Annotated in this window: 19 protein-coding genes; 10 read left to right on the forward strand and 9 right to left on the reverse strand. The window is 60.7% G+C overall.

The genetic code is table 11. The annotated features are described in order from the left end of the window. Positions 1–135 precede the first annotated feature (135 nt). The 9 genes from ACTJJ7_RS22810 to ACTJJ7_RS22850 form a co-directional block, all read right to left on the reverse strand. A complete protein-coding gene (locus ACTJJ7_RS22810) occupies positions 136–1,173 on the reverse strand; it encodes a sulfate/molybdate ABC transporter ATP-binding protein (RefSeq protein WP_440968914.1) in 1,038 nt (345 codons plus the stop codon). Positions 1,174–1,184: 11 nt separating this feature from the next. Then, positions 1,185–2,075: a sulfate ABC transporter permease subunit CysW gene (cysW, locus tag ACTJJ7_RS22815; protein ID WP_440968915.1), complete on the reverse strand. Its 891-nt coding sequence runs from the start codon at positions 2,073–2,075 to the stop codon at positions 1,185–1,187. Next, entirely contained in the window at positions 2,059–2,919 is an 861-nt protein-coding gene (gene cysT / locus ACTJJ7_RS22820) for a sulfate ABC transporter permease subunit CysT (protein ID WP_105738014.1), read from the reverse strand. Before cysT ends, cysW begins: the two co-directional genes overlap by 17 nt. 4 nt (positions 2,920–2,923) lie before the next feature. Beyond that, positions 2,924–3,955: a sulfate ABC transporter substrate-binding protein gene (locus ACTJJ7_RS22825; RefSeq protein WP_440968916.1), complete on the reverse strand. Its 1,032-nt coding sequence runs from the start codon at positions 3,953–3,955 to the stop codon at positions 2,924–2,926. Between the two features lie 226 nt (positions 3,956–4,181). Beyond that, positions 4,182–4,358, reverse strand: a complete 177-nt coding sequence (locus tag ACTJJ7_RS22830) for a hypothetical protein (protein WP_158531255.1) — start codon at positions 4,356–4,358, stop codon at positions 4,182–4,184. Positions 4,359–4,375: 17 nt separating this feature from the next. Beyond that, entirely contained in the window at positions 4,376–4,894 is a 519-nt protein-coding gene (locus ACTJJ7_RS22835) for a hypothetical protein (RefSeq protein ID WP_425350521.1), read from the reverse strand. Beyond that, positions 4,863–5,045, reverse strand: a complete 183-nt coding sequence (locus ACTJJ7_RS22840) for a hypothetical protein (RefSeq protein WP_440968917.1) — start codon at positions 5,043–5,045, stop codon at positions 4,863–4,865. The genes ACTJJ7_RS22835 and ACTJJ7_RS22840 overlap by 32 nt, the downstream gene beginning before the upstream one ends. A gap of 254 nt (positions 5,046–5,299) precedes the next feature. Further along, on the reverse strand, positions 5,300–6,001 hold the full coding sequence (locus ACTJJ7_RS22845; protein ID WP_245421251.1) for a GntR family transcriptional regulator: 702 nt from the start codon (positions 5,999–6,001) through the stop codon (positions 5,300–5,302). After that, positions 5,998–7,380 carry a formimidoylglutamate deiminase gene (locus ACTJJ7_RS22850; protein WP_440968918.1) on the reverse strand — a complete coding sequence of 461 codons (1,383 nt, stop codon included), beginning with the start codon at positions 7,378–7,380 and terminating at the stop codon, positions 5,998–6,000. The genes ACTJJ7_RS22845 and ACTJJ7_RS22850 overlap by 4 nt, the downstream gene beginning before the upstream one ends. A gap of 85 nt (positions 7,381–7,465) precedes the next feature. Between ACTJJ7_RS22850 and hutI the strand changes: the two genes are divergently transcribed. The 10 genes from hutI to ACTJJ7_RS22900 all read left to right on the forward strand — a co-directional run. Then, complete coding sequence (hutI, locus tag ACTJJ7_RS22855) at positions 7,466–8,659, forward strand: imidazolonepropionase (protein WP_440968919.1); 1,194 nt, start codon at positions 7,466–7,468, stop codon at positions 8,657–8,659. A 2-nt stretch (positions 8,660–8,661) separates the two neighbouring features. Then, positions 8,662–10,203 carry a histidine ammonia-lyase gene (hutH, locus tag ACTJJ7_RS22860; RefSeq protein WP_440968920.1) on the forward strand — a complete coding sequence of 514 codons (1,542 nt, stop codon included), beginning with the start codon at positions 8,662–8,664 and terminating at the stop codon, positions 10,201–10,203. Further along, positions 10,200–11,006 carry an N-formylglutamate deformylase gene (hutG, locus tag ACTJJ7_RS22865; protein ID WP_440968921.1) on the forward strand — a complete coding sequence of 269 codons (807 nt, stop codon included), beginning with the start codon at positions 10,200–10,202 and terminating at the stop codon, positions 11,004–11,006. Before hutH ends, hutG begins: the two co-directional genes overlap by 4 nt. Then, positions 11,003–12,673 (forward strand): urocanate hydratase, encoded by a 1,671-nt coding sequence (gene hutU, locus ACTJJ7_RS22870; protein ID WP_440968922.1) that lies wholly within the window; start codon positions 11,003–11,005, stop codon positions 12,671–12,673. Before hutG ends, hutU begins: the two co-directional genes overlap by 4 nt. Then, positions 12,673–13,224, forward strand: a complete 552-nt coding sequence (locus ACTJJ7_RS22875; RefSeq protein ID WP_440968923.1) for a HutD/Ves family protein — start codon at positions 12,673–12,675, stop codon at positions 13,222–13,224. Before hutU ends, ACTJJ7_RS22875 begins: the two co-directional genes overlap by 1 nt. Positions 13,225–13,310: 86 nt before the next feature. Continuing rightward, positions 13,311–13,694 carry a hypothetical protein gene (locus tag ACTJJ7_RS22880; protein WP_105737995.1) on the forward strand — a complete coding sequence of 128 codons (384 nt, stop codon included), beginning with the start codon at positions 13,311–13,313 and terminating at the stop codon, positions 13,692–13,694. 113 nt (positions 13,695–13,807) lie between these two features. Next, positions 13,808–15,172: a PepSY-associated TM helix domain-containing protein gene (locus ACTJJ7_RS22885; protein ID WP_440968924.1), complete on the forward strand. Its 1,365-nt coding sequence runs from the start codon at positions 13,808–13,810 to the stop codon at positions 15,170–15,172. Positions 15,173–15,194: 22 nt separating this feature from the next. Beyond that, complete coding sequence (locus ACTJJ7_RS22890) at positions 15,195–15,731, forward strand: copper chaperone PCu(A)C (RefSeq protein ID WP_245421249.1); 537 nt, start codon at positions 15,195–15,197, stop codon at positions 15,729–15,731. Continuing rightward, positions 15,731–16,321: an SCO family protein gene (locus tag ACTJJ7_RS22895; RefSeq protein ID WP_105737991.1), complete on the forward strand. Its 591-nt coding sequence runs from the start codon at positions 15,731–15,733 to the stop codon at positions 16,319–16,321. Before ACTJJ7_RS22890 ends, ACTJJ7_RS22895 begins: the two co-directional genes overlap by 1 nt. A gap of 136 nt (positions 16,322–16,457) precedes the next feature. Next, positions 16,458–16,750: iron-sulfur cluster assembly protein (locus ACTJJ7_RS22900; RefSeq protein WP_440968925.1), on the forward strand; the 293-nt coding region annotated here is incomplete at its 3' end.

Raw genomic sequence — 16,750 nt, forward strand, 5'->3', positions numbered from 1 at the left:
CGCTTCGTCACCGTTTGCGAAATGGCATAGGCTTTGTGAACAGACTGTTTCTGTTTTAGCAATTGGGCGGCTGACGGCGGGCATGCAAAAGCCGGAGCTCATGGAACTCCGGCTTCAGGTACAGGGGCGAAAGGGTCAGACCTTGGGAAAGACCCGCCAATGCTTGGGGCGGAAGGCGATGCGGCTCTTTTCCCGGGCCGGATGATCGGCCGGAATTTCAATCTCGACACGTTCCGCCGCGCCGCCGATTTCGAGCTCCACGCGCCTTGTCGCACCCACACGGCGGCTGGCAATGACGGTTCCGGCAATACAGCCGCCGCAGCCATCGACCAGCTCGACATCATGCGGACGGAAATACAGCGCAGCGTCACCGTCGGGTGCGTCACTCTTCAGGCCCAGCGCGCGATCCGCAAGCCACACCTCGCCATCGTTGATGCGCACGCTCAGCGAACTTGATTCGCCGATGAAGCCATAAACGAAGGGTGAATTGGGCGTGTCATAAACCTGATCGGGTGTTCCGATCTGCTCGATCTTGCCCTGGCTCATCACCACAACACGGTCCGCGAGCTCCAAAGCTTCGTCCTGGTCATGGGTCACGAAAACCGTCGTGTGCATGGTCTTGTCGTGGATTTCCCGCAGCCAGCGGCGCAGTTCCTTGCGCACTTTCGCATCCAGCGCGCCGAACGGTTCGTCGAGCAGCAGCACCCGCGGTTCGATGGCCATGGCACGGGCCAGGGCGACGCGCTGGCGCTGGCCGCCGGAAAGCTGCGCCGGATAGCGCTTTTCCAAGCCGCCAAGCTGGACGAAATCGAGCAGCTCGGACGAGCGGCGGCGGATTTCCTCATTGCTCGGCCGGCTTGCCGAGGGGCGAACCTTGAGCCCGAAGCCGACATTGTCGATCACGGTCATGTGGCGGAACAGGGCATAGTGCTGGAACACGAAGCCGACATTGCGCTCCTGCACGGATTTCAGCGATGCATCTTCGTCGCCGAAAAACACCTTGCCTTCGGTCGGGGTTTCCAGGCCGGCAATCAGGCGCAGCAGCGTCGTCTTGCCCGATCCGGAAGGGCCGAGCAGGGCAATGAGTTCACCCGAACTGATATCGAGCGATACGTCGTGCAACGCCGGGAAGCGATCAAATTCCTTACGTACACCACTAACGCGAACGTCCATCTTTATTCCTCTCAGTGTCCGCCATTGGCAGCCAGCTCCGCACCGTATTTCAATTCCAGCAAGGTCTTGAGAACGAGCGTCACCAGCGCCAGAAGCGCCAGAAGCGAAGCCACCGCAAAAGCAGCGACCGTATTGAATTCATTATAGAGAATTTCGACCTGCAGCGGCATCGTGTTGGTCAGGCCGCGAATATGGCCTGAAACGACGGATACCGCGCCAAACTCCCCCATGGCCCGGGCGTTGCACAGAAGCACCCCGTAGAGCAAGCCCCATTTGATGTTGGGGAGGGTGACATGCCAGAAGGTCTGCCAGCCATTGGCGCCAAGGGAAAGCGCCGCTTCCTCGTCGGTTGTGCCCTGTTCCTGCATCAGCGGGATAAGCTCGCGCGCCACGAAGGGAAACGTTACAAATACCGTGGCGAGGACGATGCCGGGAACGGCGAACAGAATCTCGATACCCTGCGATTTGAGCCAGGGTCCAAGCGCGCTGTGCGTGCTGAACAAGAGCACGTAGACGAGCCCCGATATCACAGGGGAAACCGAGAACGGCAGGTCGATCAACGTCGTCAGGAACGCCTTTCCCTTGAACTCGAACTTGGCAATGGTCCAGGCTGCCACCACCCCGAAGACGAGATTGAGCGGAACGGCAATGGCCGCCACCAGCAGAGTGAGGCGGATCGCGGCAAGCGCATCATGGTCGGCAAAGGCGGCGAAGTAGGCCGCGGGGCCCTTGCGGAAAGCCTCGAAGAAAACCGCGATCAGGGGCAGGAGCAGGAACAGGCCGAGAAAAACCAGCGCCACGCCGACCAGAATGAAACGCGCCGTCCGGCTTTCGGTGGTTGCCGGATGCCAGGAACCGGCTGCGGCTTGCGGAGGTTGCGGCAACTCATGTCGCATAGCCATACCTCCTGCGGCTCCAGGCCTGGATGAGATTGATGACGAAGAGCATCGTGAACGAGATAAGCAGCATGATGGCGGCAATCGCCGTCGCACCGGTGTAGTCGAATTCTTCCAGGCGGATGACAATCAAGAGCGGCGCGATTTCCGAGATGTAGGGAAGGTTGCCGGCGATGAAGATCACCGAACCATATTCCCCGACCGCACGGGCAAAGGCGAGGGCAAAACCCGTCAGGATTGCCGGGGTCAGGCCGGGCAAAAGCACGCGCGAGATGGTCTGGAAGCGGGTCGCGCCGAGAGTAGCGGCCGCCTCCTCCACCTCTTTGCGGATTTCTTCCATCACCGGCTGCACCGTGCGCACGACAAAAGGCAATCCGATAAAGATCAGCGCGATGGTGATACCAATAGGCGTGAAGGCGACCTTGATGCCCAGCGGATCGAGCCAGCGGCCGATCCAGCCGTTCTTTGAATAGAGCGCCGTCAGGGCAATACCGGCAACGGCCGTGGGCAGGGCGAAGGGCAGATCGACGATGGCGTCGATGATCCGGCGGCCGGGAAAGCGGTAACGCACCAGAACCCACGCAACGATAACACCGAACACGACGTTGATCAGCGCGGCCACCAGCGATGTGCCGAAGCTGATTTTCAAGGCGTTCAGCGTGCGCGCGTCCGTCGCGACGTGCCACATACCGCCCCAGCCGAGCGAGGCGGAGCGCCAGACCAGCCCAGCCAGCGGAATAAGAACAATGAGGGTCAAGTAGGCAAGAGTGAAGCCGAGCGTCATTCCGAACCCTGGAATTACACTCGGCCTCTTAAACCGCCAACCTGCCTTGGCAAGGTTGGAGATCATGCTGTTACTTTTTCGGCTTGTAAATCTGGTCAAACGTTCCGCCATCTCCGAAGTGATAGGGCTGTGCTTTTGCCCATCCGCCGAAGATTGGATCATCGATCGTCACCAGTTTCAACTCCGGCAGTTTTTTCAGGAGATCTGCAGGCACCAGTTTGGGTTCCGACGGGCGGTAGAAATGCTTTGCGGCGATGGTCTGGCCTTCCGCGGAATAGAGATATTGGAGGTAGGCCTCAGCCACCTTGCGCGTGCCTTTGGCATCGACATTGCCGTCGACAACGGCAACAGGCGGCTCGGCAAGGATGGATTGCGGCGGCACGACGATGTCGAATTTGTCGGCACCGAATTCATCAGAGGCAAGATAGGCTTCGTTCTCCCAGGCAAGCAGCACGTCGCCGAGTTCACGCTGGGCAAAGGTCGTGGTCGATCCGCGTGCGCCGGAGTCAAGCACCGGGACATGCTGAAACAGATTGCCGATATAGTCCTTGATCTTGGCTTCGTCGCCGCCGTACTGGCCATTGGCCCAGGCCCAGGCAGCAAGATAATTCCAGCGTGCGCCGCCCGATGTCTTGGGGTTCGGCGTGATGACTTCGACGCCATCCTTGATCAGGTCGCCCCAGTCCTTGATGCCCTTCGGATTGCCCTTGCGTACCAGGAAGACAATGGTCGAGGTGTACGGTGCGGAATTGTGCGGAAACTTGGTACGCCAGTCAGGATTGATTTTCTTCGTCGCCTTGGCGATGGCGGAGATGTCGCTTTCAAGCGCCAGTGTCACCACATCGGCATCGAGCCCGTCAATCACCGAACGGGCCTGCGCACCGGAACCGCCATGCGACGTCTGGATGGTCAGCGTTTCCCCGGTATCCGCCTTCCATTTCGCCGCAAAAGCCGCGTTGTAGTCCTTGTAGAGCTCGCGGGTCGGGTCATACGAGACGTTCAGCAGCGTCGTATCCGCATGGGCTGAAGACAGCGATTGAAAGGAAACTGTAGCGGCAAATAATGCAGCCGCAAGCGATAGGGATATACGGGAATGTTTCATGCCTGCCTCCGTGTAGTGTGACCTAAAGCGTAGCAGAGCGCCCCGCAGAGCGGGCGTTGGAAAGAATTCCTTTTATATCGATAAATTAGAAAATTCTACCTGAATACCATAGTCTACAGAAATGGTAGTCTATTGCGGATCGGTGGCGGAATTTGACCGCAGCAGGATTCTTTCCCGGCGGCAAGGAAGTGGTACCGGCACGCGGCCGGTACCGGGCTGGAGGCCCTTATTTGCGTATCAGCAGGTCAACCGGTGTGATCTCGGCGACTTCGGTATAGGTGCTGTTCACTGTCTTGGCTTCGATCGAGGCGCGCACCGTCAGTGGCGTGACAAAGATCGCCAGTGTCAGCAATGCGGTGGCGGCGATTGAAAGGCGTCGTTCCATGCGTGCGTTGATGATCATTGGTTTTCCCCTTCGTCCTAGTGGTATTTTGCCCGCAGCGGGCGGGAAATGATGTCGTCAATGGCAAATTTCGGGATCGGCAAAAGCACCTGATCCAGCTCGGCCAGGGTTTCGGCAAAACCGATGGCTGCATTCTCCACCTCTTCCTGGCGGGAGGGGCATGCCATGGCATTGAGGCAGGTTCGTGCCGCAAGCATGTCGCAATTTTGAAGTCCGGCGATCAGCCCCAAAGTCAGGCACTCTTCCTTGCACACATGGTGCGAGCCGAATGGAAACGTCTTCAGCGGGCACAGGGCGCAGTGGCGCAACGTACGGATGAAGAACGAGAGTTCCGCCAGGGCGCGGTTGCCTTCGCGGCTGCCGAGAATGTCGCTGTACAGGCCGAAAGCCATTTCCCAGGCGATGACCGAGCCGGTTTCAAAACCGGCGGTCCACCGGCGATAGCCCTCCAGCACGAGCTTTTCAGGCGTCCGGTCGAAATAGCAGCCTGTCCCTTGCCCGGTTTCAGATGTGCGTGGATACATGCCCGCTCCCATCCTGTTCATTGTTGCGGACGAGGGCAAAGAGCCCGTTGCGGCGCGTGCGGCTGGCACGCTGCATCGGCCGGCTCGGGCCGGGTGCGGGAGAGGCAAGCTGCATATGCAGCAGAGAAACCACGCGCATGCGTGGCAGAAAAAGACCAATCATAGGGTCCTCCAATCGAACGGGTTCAAGGCCCAGACATCAAAGGTATGCACTCTTGTGCTCATGCATAAAGGCAATGGATCATTTCAAAGTCAAATGATAATTTCCAGAAAGTTCGAAAAAAATCAATAGCTTAGAATGATTCTAGGAAATTATGAGTATTTTAGTAGACAATTGTTCTGGCAAGCTGACAAAACATCGCACCCCGGCGGTGCGCCAAGCTTGCGAATCCCGCGCCACTATGGCCGGAAAAATGCCTAGAGCTGCGTGACCATGCGGTGCGAGGCGGGATGAATCATCCGCACGAACGTGATCGGCTTCTGCGGCACGAAGGTGACGCGTTCGACAATGAACACGGCGTCCTTTTCGCTGACGCCGAGAATATCAGCCTCCTGCGCACTCGCTACACCGGCGTGAAAGACGATCTCGGCCTGCGAGAACGGTGAGTGGGTCACCAGCCATTCATTGGGGCTGATGGTCTCGAACGTCTCGCCGCGAATGGAAGGCACCGCGTCGAGATTGACCCAGCGGTCTTCATACTGGTACGGCGTGCCATCGGAGAGGTGCAGGCAGCGCACGTGCAGCATGTCCTTGGCCTTGGCGAGGCCCATGCGCCGGGCAACGTCTCCCGGTGCCTTCTCCACCTGGTTGGAAAGCAGCCTGAACTGGTAGGCGCCGCCCTTCGTCTCGATTTCCTGCCGGACGATGGGAATGACAAAGCGGGCTTCCCGCATCGGATGCAGGGCAACCCGGGTTCCAGCCTTGCGCTTGCGCACGAGGACGCCGCCCCGCGCCAGTTCCTGCAATGCGCGGTTGACGGTGGCACGGGCGCAGCCGAACTCGATGGACAGCACTTCCTCTCCGGGAATCAGCGCGCCGGGCGCCCAGACCCGCTCAGCGATGCGCCGGGCCATTTCCGCTTTGATGGCATGAAAGGATTTTCGCGCTGTTGCTGTCACACCCGCTCCAGAATCGACGCAAGCCGCGTCTTGTAGGTTGCAAAGATTTGGTCCCGCGCGCGATGGCGTCCCTCATGCACCACATGGCGGCCCGCCGACCACACATCGGTCACCGCGTGTCTGTCGCCCGCAAAAATCCAGCCGTCAAGCAACCGGTCACCCCGGAGGCCGAGGATCGCGGGATTATCGGCATCGAGTGCAACCATGTCGGCCCATTGTCCGACGGCAAGGCTGCCGCCATTGCGGCCCAACGCCTGCATTCCGCCCGCAAGCGCCGTGTCATAGAGCGTGCGCCCGTTGGATTTGCCGTCAACGGAAAGCGTGACCCGCGAGACATCGCGCAAACGCTGGCTGTATTCGAGCTGCCGCAGCTCTTCTGATGGCGAGATGCGGATATTGGAATCCGATCCCGTACCGAACCGTCCGCCAGACCCCAGATAGCGCACGCCATCAAAAATGCCGTCGCCAAGGCTGGCCTCGGTCAATGGGCAGAGGCCGACCACCGCCCCGCTGGCGGCAACGCGCACCGTCTCCTCCGGTGTCATGTGCGTCGAATGAATGAGGCACCAGCGCTCGTTGACGGGCAGATGGTCCAGCAGCCAGCTCATGGAGCGCTGGCCATAGGCTGCCTGTACCTCCTCCAGTTCCGGCAGCTGTTCGGCGATGTGGATATGGAAGGGCATTGCGGCGAACCGGCGCTCAAGCTCCAGAAGGTCGCGTTCGCTGACGGCGCGGATCGAATGTGGCGCGATGCCGAAACCCGCATCGGGACCTGTTTGCCGCGCGGCTTTTTGCGCGGCCTCCGCCAGTTTGGAAAAGCGCTCGACGTCATTGCCGAAACGCAATTGTCCGCCCGCGAGCGCGCGTCCGTCGACGCCGCCCTGCGCATAGGCCACCGGCAGCAGTGTCAGGCCGATACCGCTCGCACTGGCCGCCGCGGCGATGCGCTCCGACAACTCGCCAAGGCTGGCATAAGGCGTCCCGCCCGGCTGGTGATGCACATAGTGAAATTCAGCCACGCTGGAATAGCCGGATTCGAGCATTTCGACGAAGGCAAAGGCGGCGATGGCCTCGATGTCGTCGGGATCGAGAATGTCGAGGAAACGATACATGATCTCGCGCCAGGTCCAGAAACTGTCGCGGCCCGCCGGACTGCGCGCTTCGGAAAGACCGGCCATGGCCCGCTGGAACGTGTGGCTGTGCAGATTGGCCTGCGCCGGAAGGAGAACGGCAGTGCGATGGCTGTCAGCGGGCGCAGTGCTGTTTGCGTCCACCGACACGATCTGCCCGCTCGCGCCGATCTGCACCAGAACGTCGCGTTCCCAGCCTTTTTCCGTGAGGGCCGTGCCCGCAAAAACAGATTTTTTGGCTTCGCTCATTTCTTCTCTCATCCCCGGATTGACATAATATGTATATACATAATAACGTCATGAGCAAGCGCTAATGGGGATGGTATCAAGGCCGATGAGGAAAATTCTGTCCGGATTGAGGATCGCGACGCTGGAGAAGACTGGCGCGCCCTATGGCCTGATCGACGCGGGTGCGATCGGTATTGAAGGGGATCGTATTTCCTGGGTCGGAACGACGGTTCCGGATGATTGGAAATCTGCCGAAGTGCAGGATTTCGGCGGCCGCCTGGCGACGCCGGCACTGATCGACTGCCACACCCATCTGGTTTTCGGCGGCAACCGCGCCCGCGAGTTTGAAATGCGCCTCGAGGGCGCAAGCTATGAGGAAATCGCCCGGGCTGGCGGCGGCATTGTTTCCTCGGTGAAATCAACCAATGGCCTTTCGGAAGATGAACTTGCCGCGCAGAGCCTGCCGCGGCTCGACACCCTGCTGGCGGAAGGCATTGCCACCGTTGAAATCAAATCCGGCTACGGCCTCAACATCGAGGCGGAGCTGAAAATGCTGCGGGTGGCGCGCCGACTCGGCACGCTGCGTCCCGTACGCATCCGCACCAGCTATCTCGCTGCCCATGCGGTGCCACCGGAATATCGCGGCCGCGCGGATGACTATATCAGCGAGGTTGTGCTGCCGGGTCTCGACGCTGCCCATGCGGAAGGTCTGGTCGACGCGGTCGATGGATTTTGCGAAGGCATTGCCTTCTCACCGGCCCAGATCACGCGTGTGTTCGACCGGGCGAAAGCCCTTGGCATTCCGGTCAAGCTGCATGCGGAACAGCTGTCCAATCTCGGTGGCGCCAAACTCGCCGCCTCCTATGGTGCGCTGTCTGCCGATCATCTTGAATATCTCGACGCAGACGGTGCCGGGGCCATGGCCGCCGCAGGCACGGTGGCGGTGCTTTTGCCGGGTGCCTTCTATGCGCTGCGCGAAGAGCAGGCCCCGCCGGTCAAAGCCCTGCGGGCCGCCGGTGTCCGCATCGCCATTGCCACGGACTGCAATCCCGGCACATCGCCGCTGACATCGCTGCTCCTCACCATGAACATGGCCTGCACCCTGTTCCGCCTGACCGCCGAAGAAGCGCTGGCGGGTGCAACGCGCGAGGCCGCGCATGCGCTTGGACTGCAAAACGAGCTTGGCACCATTGCACCCGGAAAACGTGCCGAAATCGCCATCTGGAACGCCGCGCAGCCCGCAGAGCTCTGCTACCGCATCGGCTTCAATCCCCTCCATCAGCTCATCTTGAAGGCTTGACCATGACTGTCGTCCTCCACCCCGGTTCCGTTCCTCTGGCTGAACTGGAAAAAATCTATTGGCAGGGCACGCCTGTCCGGCTCGATGCCTCGTTTCACAAGGGGATTGCAGCGGCGGCTGCGCGCATCGCCGAAATCGCCGCCGGCAACGCGCCGGTCTATGGCATCAACACCGGCTTCGGCAAGCTGGCGTCGATCCGCATCGACGCGGCCGATGTGGGAACGCTCCAGCGCAATCTGATTCTGTCGCATTGCTGCGGTGTCGGCAACGCGCTGCCGGAGAACATTGTCCGCCTGATCATGGCTCTGAAGCTGATCTCGCTCGGCCGCGGCGCGTCGGGCGTACGCCCGGAACTGATCAGCCTCATCGAAGCGATGCTGGCCAAGGGCGTCATCCCTGTTATTCCCGAAAAAGGCTCTGTAGGTGCCTCAGGCGATCTGGCACCGCTGGCTCATATGGCTGCGGCGATGATCGGCGAGGGTGACGTGACCTTTGGCGGCACGCGGATGCATGCCGGCGAAGGCCTCGCCAAGGCTGGCCTCACGCCGGTGGTGCTTGCCGCCAAGGAAGGGCTTGCACTCATCAATGGCACGCAGGTGTCAACGGCGCTGGCGCTCGCGGGCCTGTTCCGGGCGCATCGCTCTGCCCAGTCGGCGCTGATCACGGGCGCATTGTCCACCGATGCGGCGATGGGCTCCTCCGCGCCGTTCCATCCTGATATTCACACCCTGCGCGGCCATCGCGGCCAGATCGATACGGGCGCCGCGCTGCGCCGCCTGCTTGAAAATTCACCGATCCGTGCCAGTCATATCGAGGGCGACGAGCGCGTTCAGGATCCTTACTGCATCCGCTGCCAGCCGCAGGTCGATGGCGCCTGTCTCGATCTCTTGCGCATGGCGGCGCGCACACTGGAAATCGAAGCCAATGCGGTCACCGACAATCCGCTGGTTCTCAGCGATGGCTCTGTGGTGTCGGGCGGCAATTTTCATGCGGAACCCGTTGCTTTCGCCGCCGACCAGATCGCCATTGCCATCTGCGAAATCGGCTCGATCGCCCAGCGCCGTATCGCACTGCTGGTCGATCCGGCATTGAGCTACGGCCTGCCCGCCTTCCTTGCCCGCAAACCGGGTTTGAATTCCGGCCTGATGATCGCCGAAGTCACGTCGGCCGCGCTGATGTCGGAAAACAAGCAGATGTCGCATCCGGCTTCAGTTGATTCCACGCCGACCTCGGCCAATCAGGAAGACCACGTGTCCATGGCCTGCCACGGCGCGCGGCGCCTGTTGCAGATGACGGACAACCTGTTCTCCATCATCGGCATCGAGGCATTGACGGCCGCGCAGGGCATTGATTTGCGCAGCCCGCTGCAGACGAGCCCGGAACTTACCCGCGCCCATGCAGCGATCCGTTCCGTCGTGCCGACGCTGGACGAGGACCGCTATATGGCGCCGGATCTGAAGGCCGTGTCCGATCTCATTGGTTCCGGCGGGCTCAATGCTGCGATTTCCCCCGACATCCTGCCAGCACTGGATACCGCCCTATGAGCGTTGTCGACGTCAAACAGGGATCGTCCCCGGTCATTCTCGGCCTGCCGCACACGGGCACGGAGGTTCCCGCCGATATCTGGGCGCGGCTCAATGAGAACGGACAGCTGCTGGCCGATACGGACTGGCATATCCACACGCTTTATGACGGACTCCTGCCGGAAGCGACGACCGTGCGCGCCACCTTCCACCGCTATGTCATCGACGCCAACCGTGATCCGGAAGGCGTCAGCCTCTATCCTGGACAGAATACCACCGGTCTCATCCCGGAAACGGATTTCGACGGTAAGGCAATCTGGCGCAATGGCGAAAAACCCGCTCCCGCCGATACGCAGAAGCGGCTTGAGCATTTCCACAAGCCTTATCACGCCGCCCTGGCGGCCGAGATCAAGCGCGTACAGGATATTCACGGCCTCGCCATTCTCTATGATTGCCACTCCATCCGCTCGCACATCCCGTTTCTGTTTCAGGGCAAGCTGCCGGATTTCAACATCGGCACCAATCAGGGCACAAGCTGTGCGCCCGAAGTGGCTGCCGCAACCGGCCGTTTTGCCTTTGCGGCACCCGGCTATGACGGGGTGATGAACGGGCGCTTCAAGGGCGGCTGGACAACGCGCCATTACGGCAGGCCGGAAAAGGGTGTGCATGCCATCCAGATGGAGCTGGCGCAGTCCACCCATCTGCAGAGCGAAGCGCCGCCCTTTGCCTATGACGAGACGAAGGCCGAGCGCCTGCGCAAGCATCTCAAGGACATTCTCGAAAATCTCGAACAAACCGCTTTCAAGCTGGGGAGCTTAAAATGAACAATCCACGTCACAACATCCGTGAAATCCGCAGCCCCCGCGGTCCGGAACTCAATACCAAATCCTGGATGACAGAAGCGCCCCTGCGCATGCTGATGAACAATCTCGACCCGGATGTTGCCGAAAACCCCAATGAGCTGGTGGTCTATGGCGGCATCGGCCGTGCCACCCGCACATGGGACGATTTCGACAAGATCGTCGCAACCCTGAAGACCCTGAACGAGGACGAGACCCTGCTGGTGCAGTCCGGCAAGCCGGTCGGCGTGTTCCGCACCCATGCCGATGCGCCGCGCGTCCTCATTGCCAATTCCAACCTCGTTCCCCATTGGGCGACATGGGATCATTTCAACGAACTGGATAAGAAGGGTCTGGCCATGTACGGTCAGATGACCGCCGGTTCATGGATTTATATCGGCACCCAGGGCATCGTGCAGGGCACCTACGAGACCTTCGTCGAGGCGGGCCGCCAGCATTATGGCGGCAATCTCAAGGGCAAGTGGATTCTCACCGGCGGCCTTGGCGGCATGGGCGGCGCGCAGCCGCTGGCCGCTGTCATGGCAGGCGCCTGCTGCCTCGCCATCGAGTGCAATCCCGATTCGATCGATTTCCGCCTGCGCACCCGTTATGTCGATGCCAAGGCCGAAACGCTGGATGAAGCGCTTGCAATGATCGACCGCTGGACCAAGGCCGGTGAAGCCAAGTCCGTAGGTCTCCTCGGCAATGCAGCGGAAATCCTGCCGGAACTGGTGCGCCGCGGTGTGCGCCCCGACATCGTTACCGACCAGACCTCGGCGCATGATCCGATCAATGGCTATCTGCCAAAAGGCTGGTCGATCGCCGAATGGAAGGCCAAGCGCGAAAGCGACCCCAAGGCTGTCGAGAAGGCCGCCCGTGCGTCGATGCGCGAGCATGTGGAGGCGATGATCGCTTTCTGGAACGCCGGCGTGCCGACGCTCGACTATGGCAACAATATCCGCCAGGTCGCCAAGGACGAAGGGCTGGAAAATGCCTTCGCTTTCCCCGGCTTCGTGCCCGCCTATATCCGCCCGCTGTTTTGCCGCGGTATCGGTCCGTTCCGCTGGGCGGCGCTGTCGGGCGATCCGGAGGATATCTACAAGACCGACGCCAAGGTGAAGGAACTCACCCCCGGCAACACGCATCTGCACAACTGGCTCGACATGGCGCGCGAGCGCATCGCGTTCCAGGGCCTGCCGGCGCGCATCTGCTGGGTTGGTCTGGGCGACCGTCATCGCCTTGGTCTTGCTTTCAACGAAATGGTGCGCAATGGCGAACTCAATGCGCCCATCGTCATCGGCCGCGATCATCTCGATTCCGGTTCCGTCGCCTCGCCGAACCGCGAGACGGAAGCGATGAAGGACGGGTCGGATGCCGTTTCCGACTGGCCGCTGCTCAATGCGCTGCTCAACACGGCATCGGGCGCCACATGGGTGTCGCTGCATCATGGCGGCGGCGTCGGCATGGGCTTCTCGCAGCATGCGGGCATGGTGATCTGCGCTGACGGCACGGATGATGCCAAACGGCGGCTTGAACGGGTTTTGTGGAACGATCCGGCCACCGGCGTCATGCGCCATGCGGATGCGGGCTACGAGATCGCCATCGATTGCGCCCGGGAGAAGGGCCTCAACCTGCCGGGTATTCTCGGCTGATGCGCATCCTGCGTTCGGCCGGGCACCGGCAGATGCCTTGGAAAAACGGCAAGGGTGTTACCACCGAGATAGCGGTTTTTCCCGAGGGCGCGCCGGTCGACGGCTTCGACTGGCGCATCAGCATGGCAAAAGTTCCGGAGTCGGGCCCGTTCTCGGCCTTTCCCGGCGTCGACCGGGTGCTGGCCGTGCTGGACGGCGAGATGGTGCTGACCGTGGATGGCCAATTGCCTGAAACACTTGGTCCGTCATCTCCTGCCATCGCCTTTCCCGGCGATATTCCGACGCATGCGGTGGTGCTGCACGCGGTCACGGACCTTAACGTCATGGTCCGCCGCGGAAAATTTTCGGCGCGGGTCAAAAGATGTGACGACCCGATTGTTGCGGGCAAGGTCAGCCATACATTTCTGGTCCTGCGCAGCGCGGCGAAGCTCGCAACCGGCGAAAAACTTGGCGCAAATGACGTATTGCACCTCACCAACGCCGAAACGGTGACGTTTGCAGATGTGCCGTCGGGCGCATGGCTGGTGGAGATTGATGGTCTTCCCGCCTAGACGAACCGGCATTTGTCGCTTTGCCGCATAGATTTCCCGCGCAAGCTGCGTTATCTGGTTAGCCGGAAACGCAAAACGGGGATGTGATGCGCAAATTCGGATACGATTGGCAACTGGCGGTGCGCATGCTGTGCGCGCTGGCGCTTGTCTTCGTCGCCTTTGCCCATCAGCCTGTCATCGCAGCATCCAATGATCAGATTGATCTTGCCGCCTATACGCTCCCCGATGGCACCGTTCCTGTGCTCTGCCTTCCCGGCAGCGGCGACCAGGACCCGCATAAGAACGCATGGCACGGCACGGGCTGCGAGGCCTGCCGCCTGTCCGCTTCGTTCATTCTCCCGGTTCCGCCTCACACCGGCGGTCAGCGCGTGGAACCGGCGGTATCGCTCGCCATCAAGCGCGAAGCGGTGCTGATTGCCCGCAGCCTCTATCCTCCGGCAGCACCGCCCCAGGCCCCCCCTCTCGTCTGACACCAGACTTTTCGAACGCTGGTCCTCCATCGCTCGGAAAGGCCGCGCCATCTGGCGCCCTCATTGGTCTTTCACAGGCCAATCACTATTGCTGTCAGACGATTGGAACACGCATGAGCGTCTCAAGCATGGCTTCGGAGAAGCCCAAGGACATCAGTCAATCCCTCTACCGCGCCATCTGGCGCTGGCATTTTTTCGCCGGCCTTCTGGTCATTCCCTTCATGCTCAATCTCGCCATCACCGGCGGGCTCTATCTTTTCAAGGATGAAATCGACAATACCGCCTTTGCCTACCGCAATGTCGTGACGCCGCGCAGCGAGGTACTCGCCCCGTCGCTGCTGATCAGGAACGCCGAGGCTGCCGTTCCCGGCGCAACCATCCTGCGCTATCGCGACCCGTCCGCACCGACCCAATCCGCCCGGGTCATCCTCGGTACGGATGCCGGGAAGGTCCTCGTTTTCGTCGATCCCTATACCGGCTCGGTGCTGGGCAAGGTTGCCGAGAAGCAGGAATTCAATTGGGTCGTGCGCAAGATTCACAGCCTTGTCTATTTCGGGCTGGCGCTTGACCGGGTGGTCGAGGCGGTTGGCGGTCTTGCGCTGATCCTTGTCGTCACCGGCTTTTATCTGTGGTGGCCGCGCAAGCAGAAGGGTGGCGTCATCACGGTTCGCGGTACGCCCGACAAGCGCATCTTCTGGCGTGACCTGCATGCGGTGACCGGCGCGGTGGCCGGGGCTTTGATCTTCTTTCTCGCCATTACCGGCATGCCGTGGTCGGCCTATTGGGGCGACAAGCTCAATGCCACCCTGGCGGACAAGGGGCTTGGATACCCCACGCTGCTCTGGAACGACGTTCCGGTGTCGAAAATTCCGACAAAGGACGTGCTGACGGAGGCAGGCTGGACCGTCGAAAACGCCCCTGTCCCGACCTCGACAGCTGATGGGGCCGTCAAAAGTGTCGGCCTTGACCGGATCGTGGCGTCCGCCAGGGCCGAAGGCATTACGCCGGGCTTCGAGGTGTCGTTGCCGTCGGGACCGGACGGCGTCTATACGGCGGCGATTTTCCCGGACGATATCGCCAGGCAGCGGACGATCCATTTCGATCAGTATACCGGCAAGCCGCTGGTTGATCTGAAGTTTGCCGATTATGGCGCCGGTGCCAAGGTGATCGAGTTCGGCATCGGCGTGCATATGGGGCAGTATTGGGGCCTTCTCAACCAGATCGTCATGCTTGTCACCTGTTTCGCCATCATCCTTGCGGCGGTTTCCGCCGTGGTCATGTGGTGGAAACGCCGTCCGTCCGGGCGTCTGGGGGTGCCGCCCATGCCGTCGCAAAAGAGCGTCTTTGCCGTGTTGACCCTGGTCATCCTCGGCTTCGGTGTCCTCTTCCCGCTCACGGGTTTTGCCATTCTCGCCATGCTGGTTCTCGATCAGTTGATCCAGCGTGTTCCTTCCCCGCTCAAACGCGTATTCTCATAAACAACGGAACTGGAGAACGTCCATGAAATCCACTCTCAAATTTGCAATGTTTGCATTGCTGGCCACCTCGGTTGCCTCGCCGGTATGGGCCCATGACCATGCAGCCATGAGCAAGGGCGATGCAGCCAAGATGCAGAAACACGAAGCCACGGATGCGGTCAAAGTCGGCAATCTCGTGTTCACCGATGCCTTCACCCGCGCCACATTGCCAGGTGCCAAGGTTGGCGGCGGTTATATCTCGATCACCAACGAGGCCAAGGAGGCGGACCGCCTGCTTGGCGGCTCCAGCCCGGCTGCCGCGCGCGTCGAAGTCCATGAAATGAAGATGGATGGCGAGGTGATGAAAATGCGCAAGCTCGCGGACGGCGTGGAAATTCCTGCCGGCGGAACCGTAGAGCTTGAGCCAGGCGGCATGCATCTGATGCTGCTGGAGATCAAGCAGCCCTTGAAGAAGGGCGAAGACGTCCCGGTAACCCTCGAATTCGAGAAAGCCGGCAAGGTTGAAATCAAACTGAAAGTGGAAGCCGCCGGTGCGACCTCCACGGGGCATGGCCAGTAATGAACGTCCGCAGCGTCCGCATTGCACTCTGGTCGGTCATCGCGGTTCTGATGATCTTCCTGGCCTTTACCTATTACAGCGCCCGCAAGGGCAATGAGATAGAACCGGTGAAGCTGGGCGTGCCATTTTCGCTGATCGACCAGAATGGTGCGCCGATCACCGAAGCGGCATTCCAGGGACATCCGACAGCCCTGTTCTTCGGCTTCACCCATTGCCCCGAAGTCTGCCCGACAACACTGTTTGAAATGGCGGGCTGGCTCAAGGCATTGGGCGACGAAGGCAAGGACTTGCGCGTCTTCTTCATCTCGGTCGATCCCGAACGGGACACGCCCGAGGTGATGAAGGGCTATACGGCAGCCTTCACCGACCGGATCACCGGCATCACCGGCGATCCCAAGGAAATGGAAAAGGTCATCAAGGGCTGGAAGATCTATGCCCGCAAGGTGCCGACGGAAAATGGCGACTACACCATGGATCACACGGCATCGGTGATGCTGCTCGACCGGGATGCCCGCCTGAAGAGCACCATCGACTACAAGGAAACCACAGATGTGGCCCTGAAGAAGCTGCGGCTTCTCCTTGGCTCCTGAGTTTCATCTGCCAGGAACGGGGCCGTACGCGGCCTCGTTCAGTGCGGCGTTCACGCGGGAAGGTGCGCTTTGCCCCATTGGCGTTTCTGCTCAACTGCACTATGTGAAGCGGTAAGAAACAAAAGGGACAAAAAGCATGGCAGGCGTGAGCAAGGATCAGGTTCTCGATCAGCTGAAGACGGTGACCGGGCCTGATTTCAACAGCAATATTGTCGATCTGGGACTTGTCTCGGATATTTTCATTGCTGACAACAAGGTGTTTTTCTCCATCACTGTGCCGGCTGCGCGGGCACAGGAACTGGAACCGTTGCGCGCCGCTGCCGAACGCGTTGTCAAGAATATGCCGGGTGTTCTCAGCCGCATTCCCGACCCGTTCTCCAACGAATATCCATCGTTTGGCGCGGCCAACAATGCGCGGCTGCGGGCGTT

It is taken from the genome of Phyllobacterium sp. 22229 (assembly GCF_052056495.1).
Classification (GTDB): domain Bacteria; phylum Pseudomonadota; class Alphaproteobacteria; order Rhizobiales; family Rhizobiaceae; genus Phyllobacterium; species Phyllobacterium myrsinacearum.

Bases quoted from the DNA above. Each gene is read 5' to 3' on its own strand.
- hutU (WP_440968922.1), top strand. From the start codon at position 11,003: ATGAACAATCCACGTCACAACATCCGTGAAATCCGCAGCCCCCGCGGT.
- ACTJJ7_RS22880 (WP_105737995.1), top strand. From the start codon at position 13,311: ATGCGCAAATTCGGATACGATTGGCAACTGGCGGTGCGCATGCTGTGC.
- ACTJJ7_RS22810 (WP_440968914.1), bottom strand. From the start codon at position 1,173: ATGGACGTTCGCGTTAGTGGTGTACGTAAGGAATTTGATCGCTTCCCG.
- hutG (WP_440968921.1), top strand. From the start codon at position 10,200: ATGAGCGTTGTCGACGTCAAACAGGGATCGTCCCCGGTCATTCTCGGC.
- ACTJJ7_RS22835 (WP_425350521.1), bottom strand. From the start codon at position 4,894: ATGGGAGCGGGCATGTATCCACGCACATCTGAAACCGGGCAAGGGACA.
- ACTJJ7_RS22875 (WP_440968923.1), top strand. From the start codon at position 12,673: ATGCGCATCCTGCGTTCGGCCGGGCACCGGCAGATGCCTTGGAAAAAC.
- ACTJJ7_RS22825 (WP_440968916.1), bottom strand. From the start codon at position 3,955: ATGAAACATTCCCGTATATCCCTATCGCTTGCGGCTGCATTATTTGCC.
- hutI (WP_440968919.1), top strand. From the start codon at position 7,466: ATGAGGAAAATTCTGTCCGGATTGAGGATCGCGACGCTGGAGAAGACT.
- cysT (WP_105738014.1), bottom strand. From the start codon at position 2,919: ATGATCTCCAACCTTGCCAAGGCAGGTTGGCGGTTTAAGAGGCCGAGT.
- ACTJJ7_RS22885 (WP_440968924.1), top strand. From the start codon at position 13,808: ATGAGCGTCTCAAGCATGGCTTCGGAGAAGCCCAAGGACATCAGTCAA.
- ACTJJ7_RS22895 (WP_105737991.1), top strand. From the start codon at position 15,731: ATGAACGTCCGCAGCGTCCGCATTGCACTCTGGTCGGTCATCGCGGTT.
- ACTJJ7_RS22890 (WP_245421249.1), top strand. From the start codon at position 15,195: ATGAAATCCACTCTCAAATTTGCAATGTTTGCATTGCTGGCCACCTCG.
- cysW (WP_440968915.1), bottom strand. From the start codon at position 2,075: ATGGCTATGCGACATGAGTTGCCGCAACCTCCGCAAGCCGCAGCCGGT.
- ACTJJ7_RS22850 (WP_440968918.1), bottom strand. From the start codon at position 7,380: ATGAGCGAAGCCAAAAAATCTGTTTTTGCGGGCACGGCCCTCACGGAA.
- hutH (WP_440968920.1), top strand. From the start codon at position 8,662: ATGACTGTCGTCCTCCACCCCGGTTCCGTTCCTCTGGCTGAACTGGAA.
- ACTJJ7_RS22840 (WP_440968917.1), bottom strand. From the start codon at position 5,045: ATGATTGGTCTTTTTCTGCCACGCATGCGCGTGGTTTCTCTGCTGCAT.
- ACTJJ7_RS22830 (WP_158531255.1), bottom strand. From the start codon at position 4,358: ATGATCATCAACGCACGCATGGAACGACGCCTTTCAATCGCCGCCACC.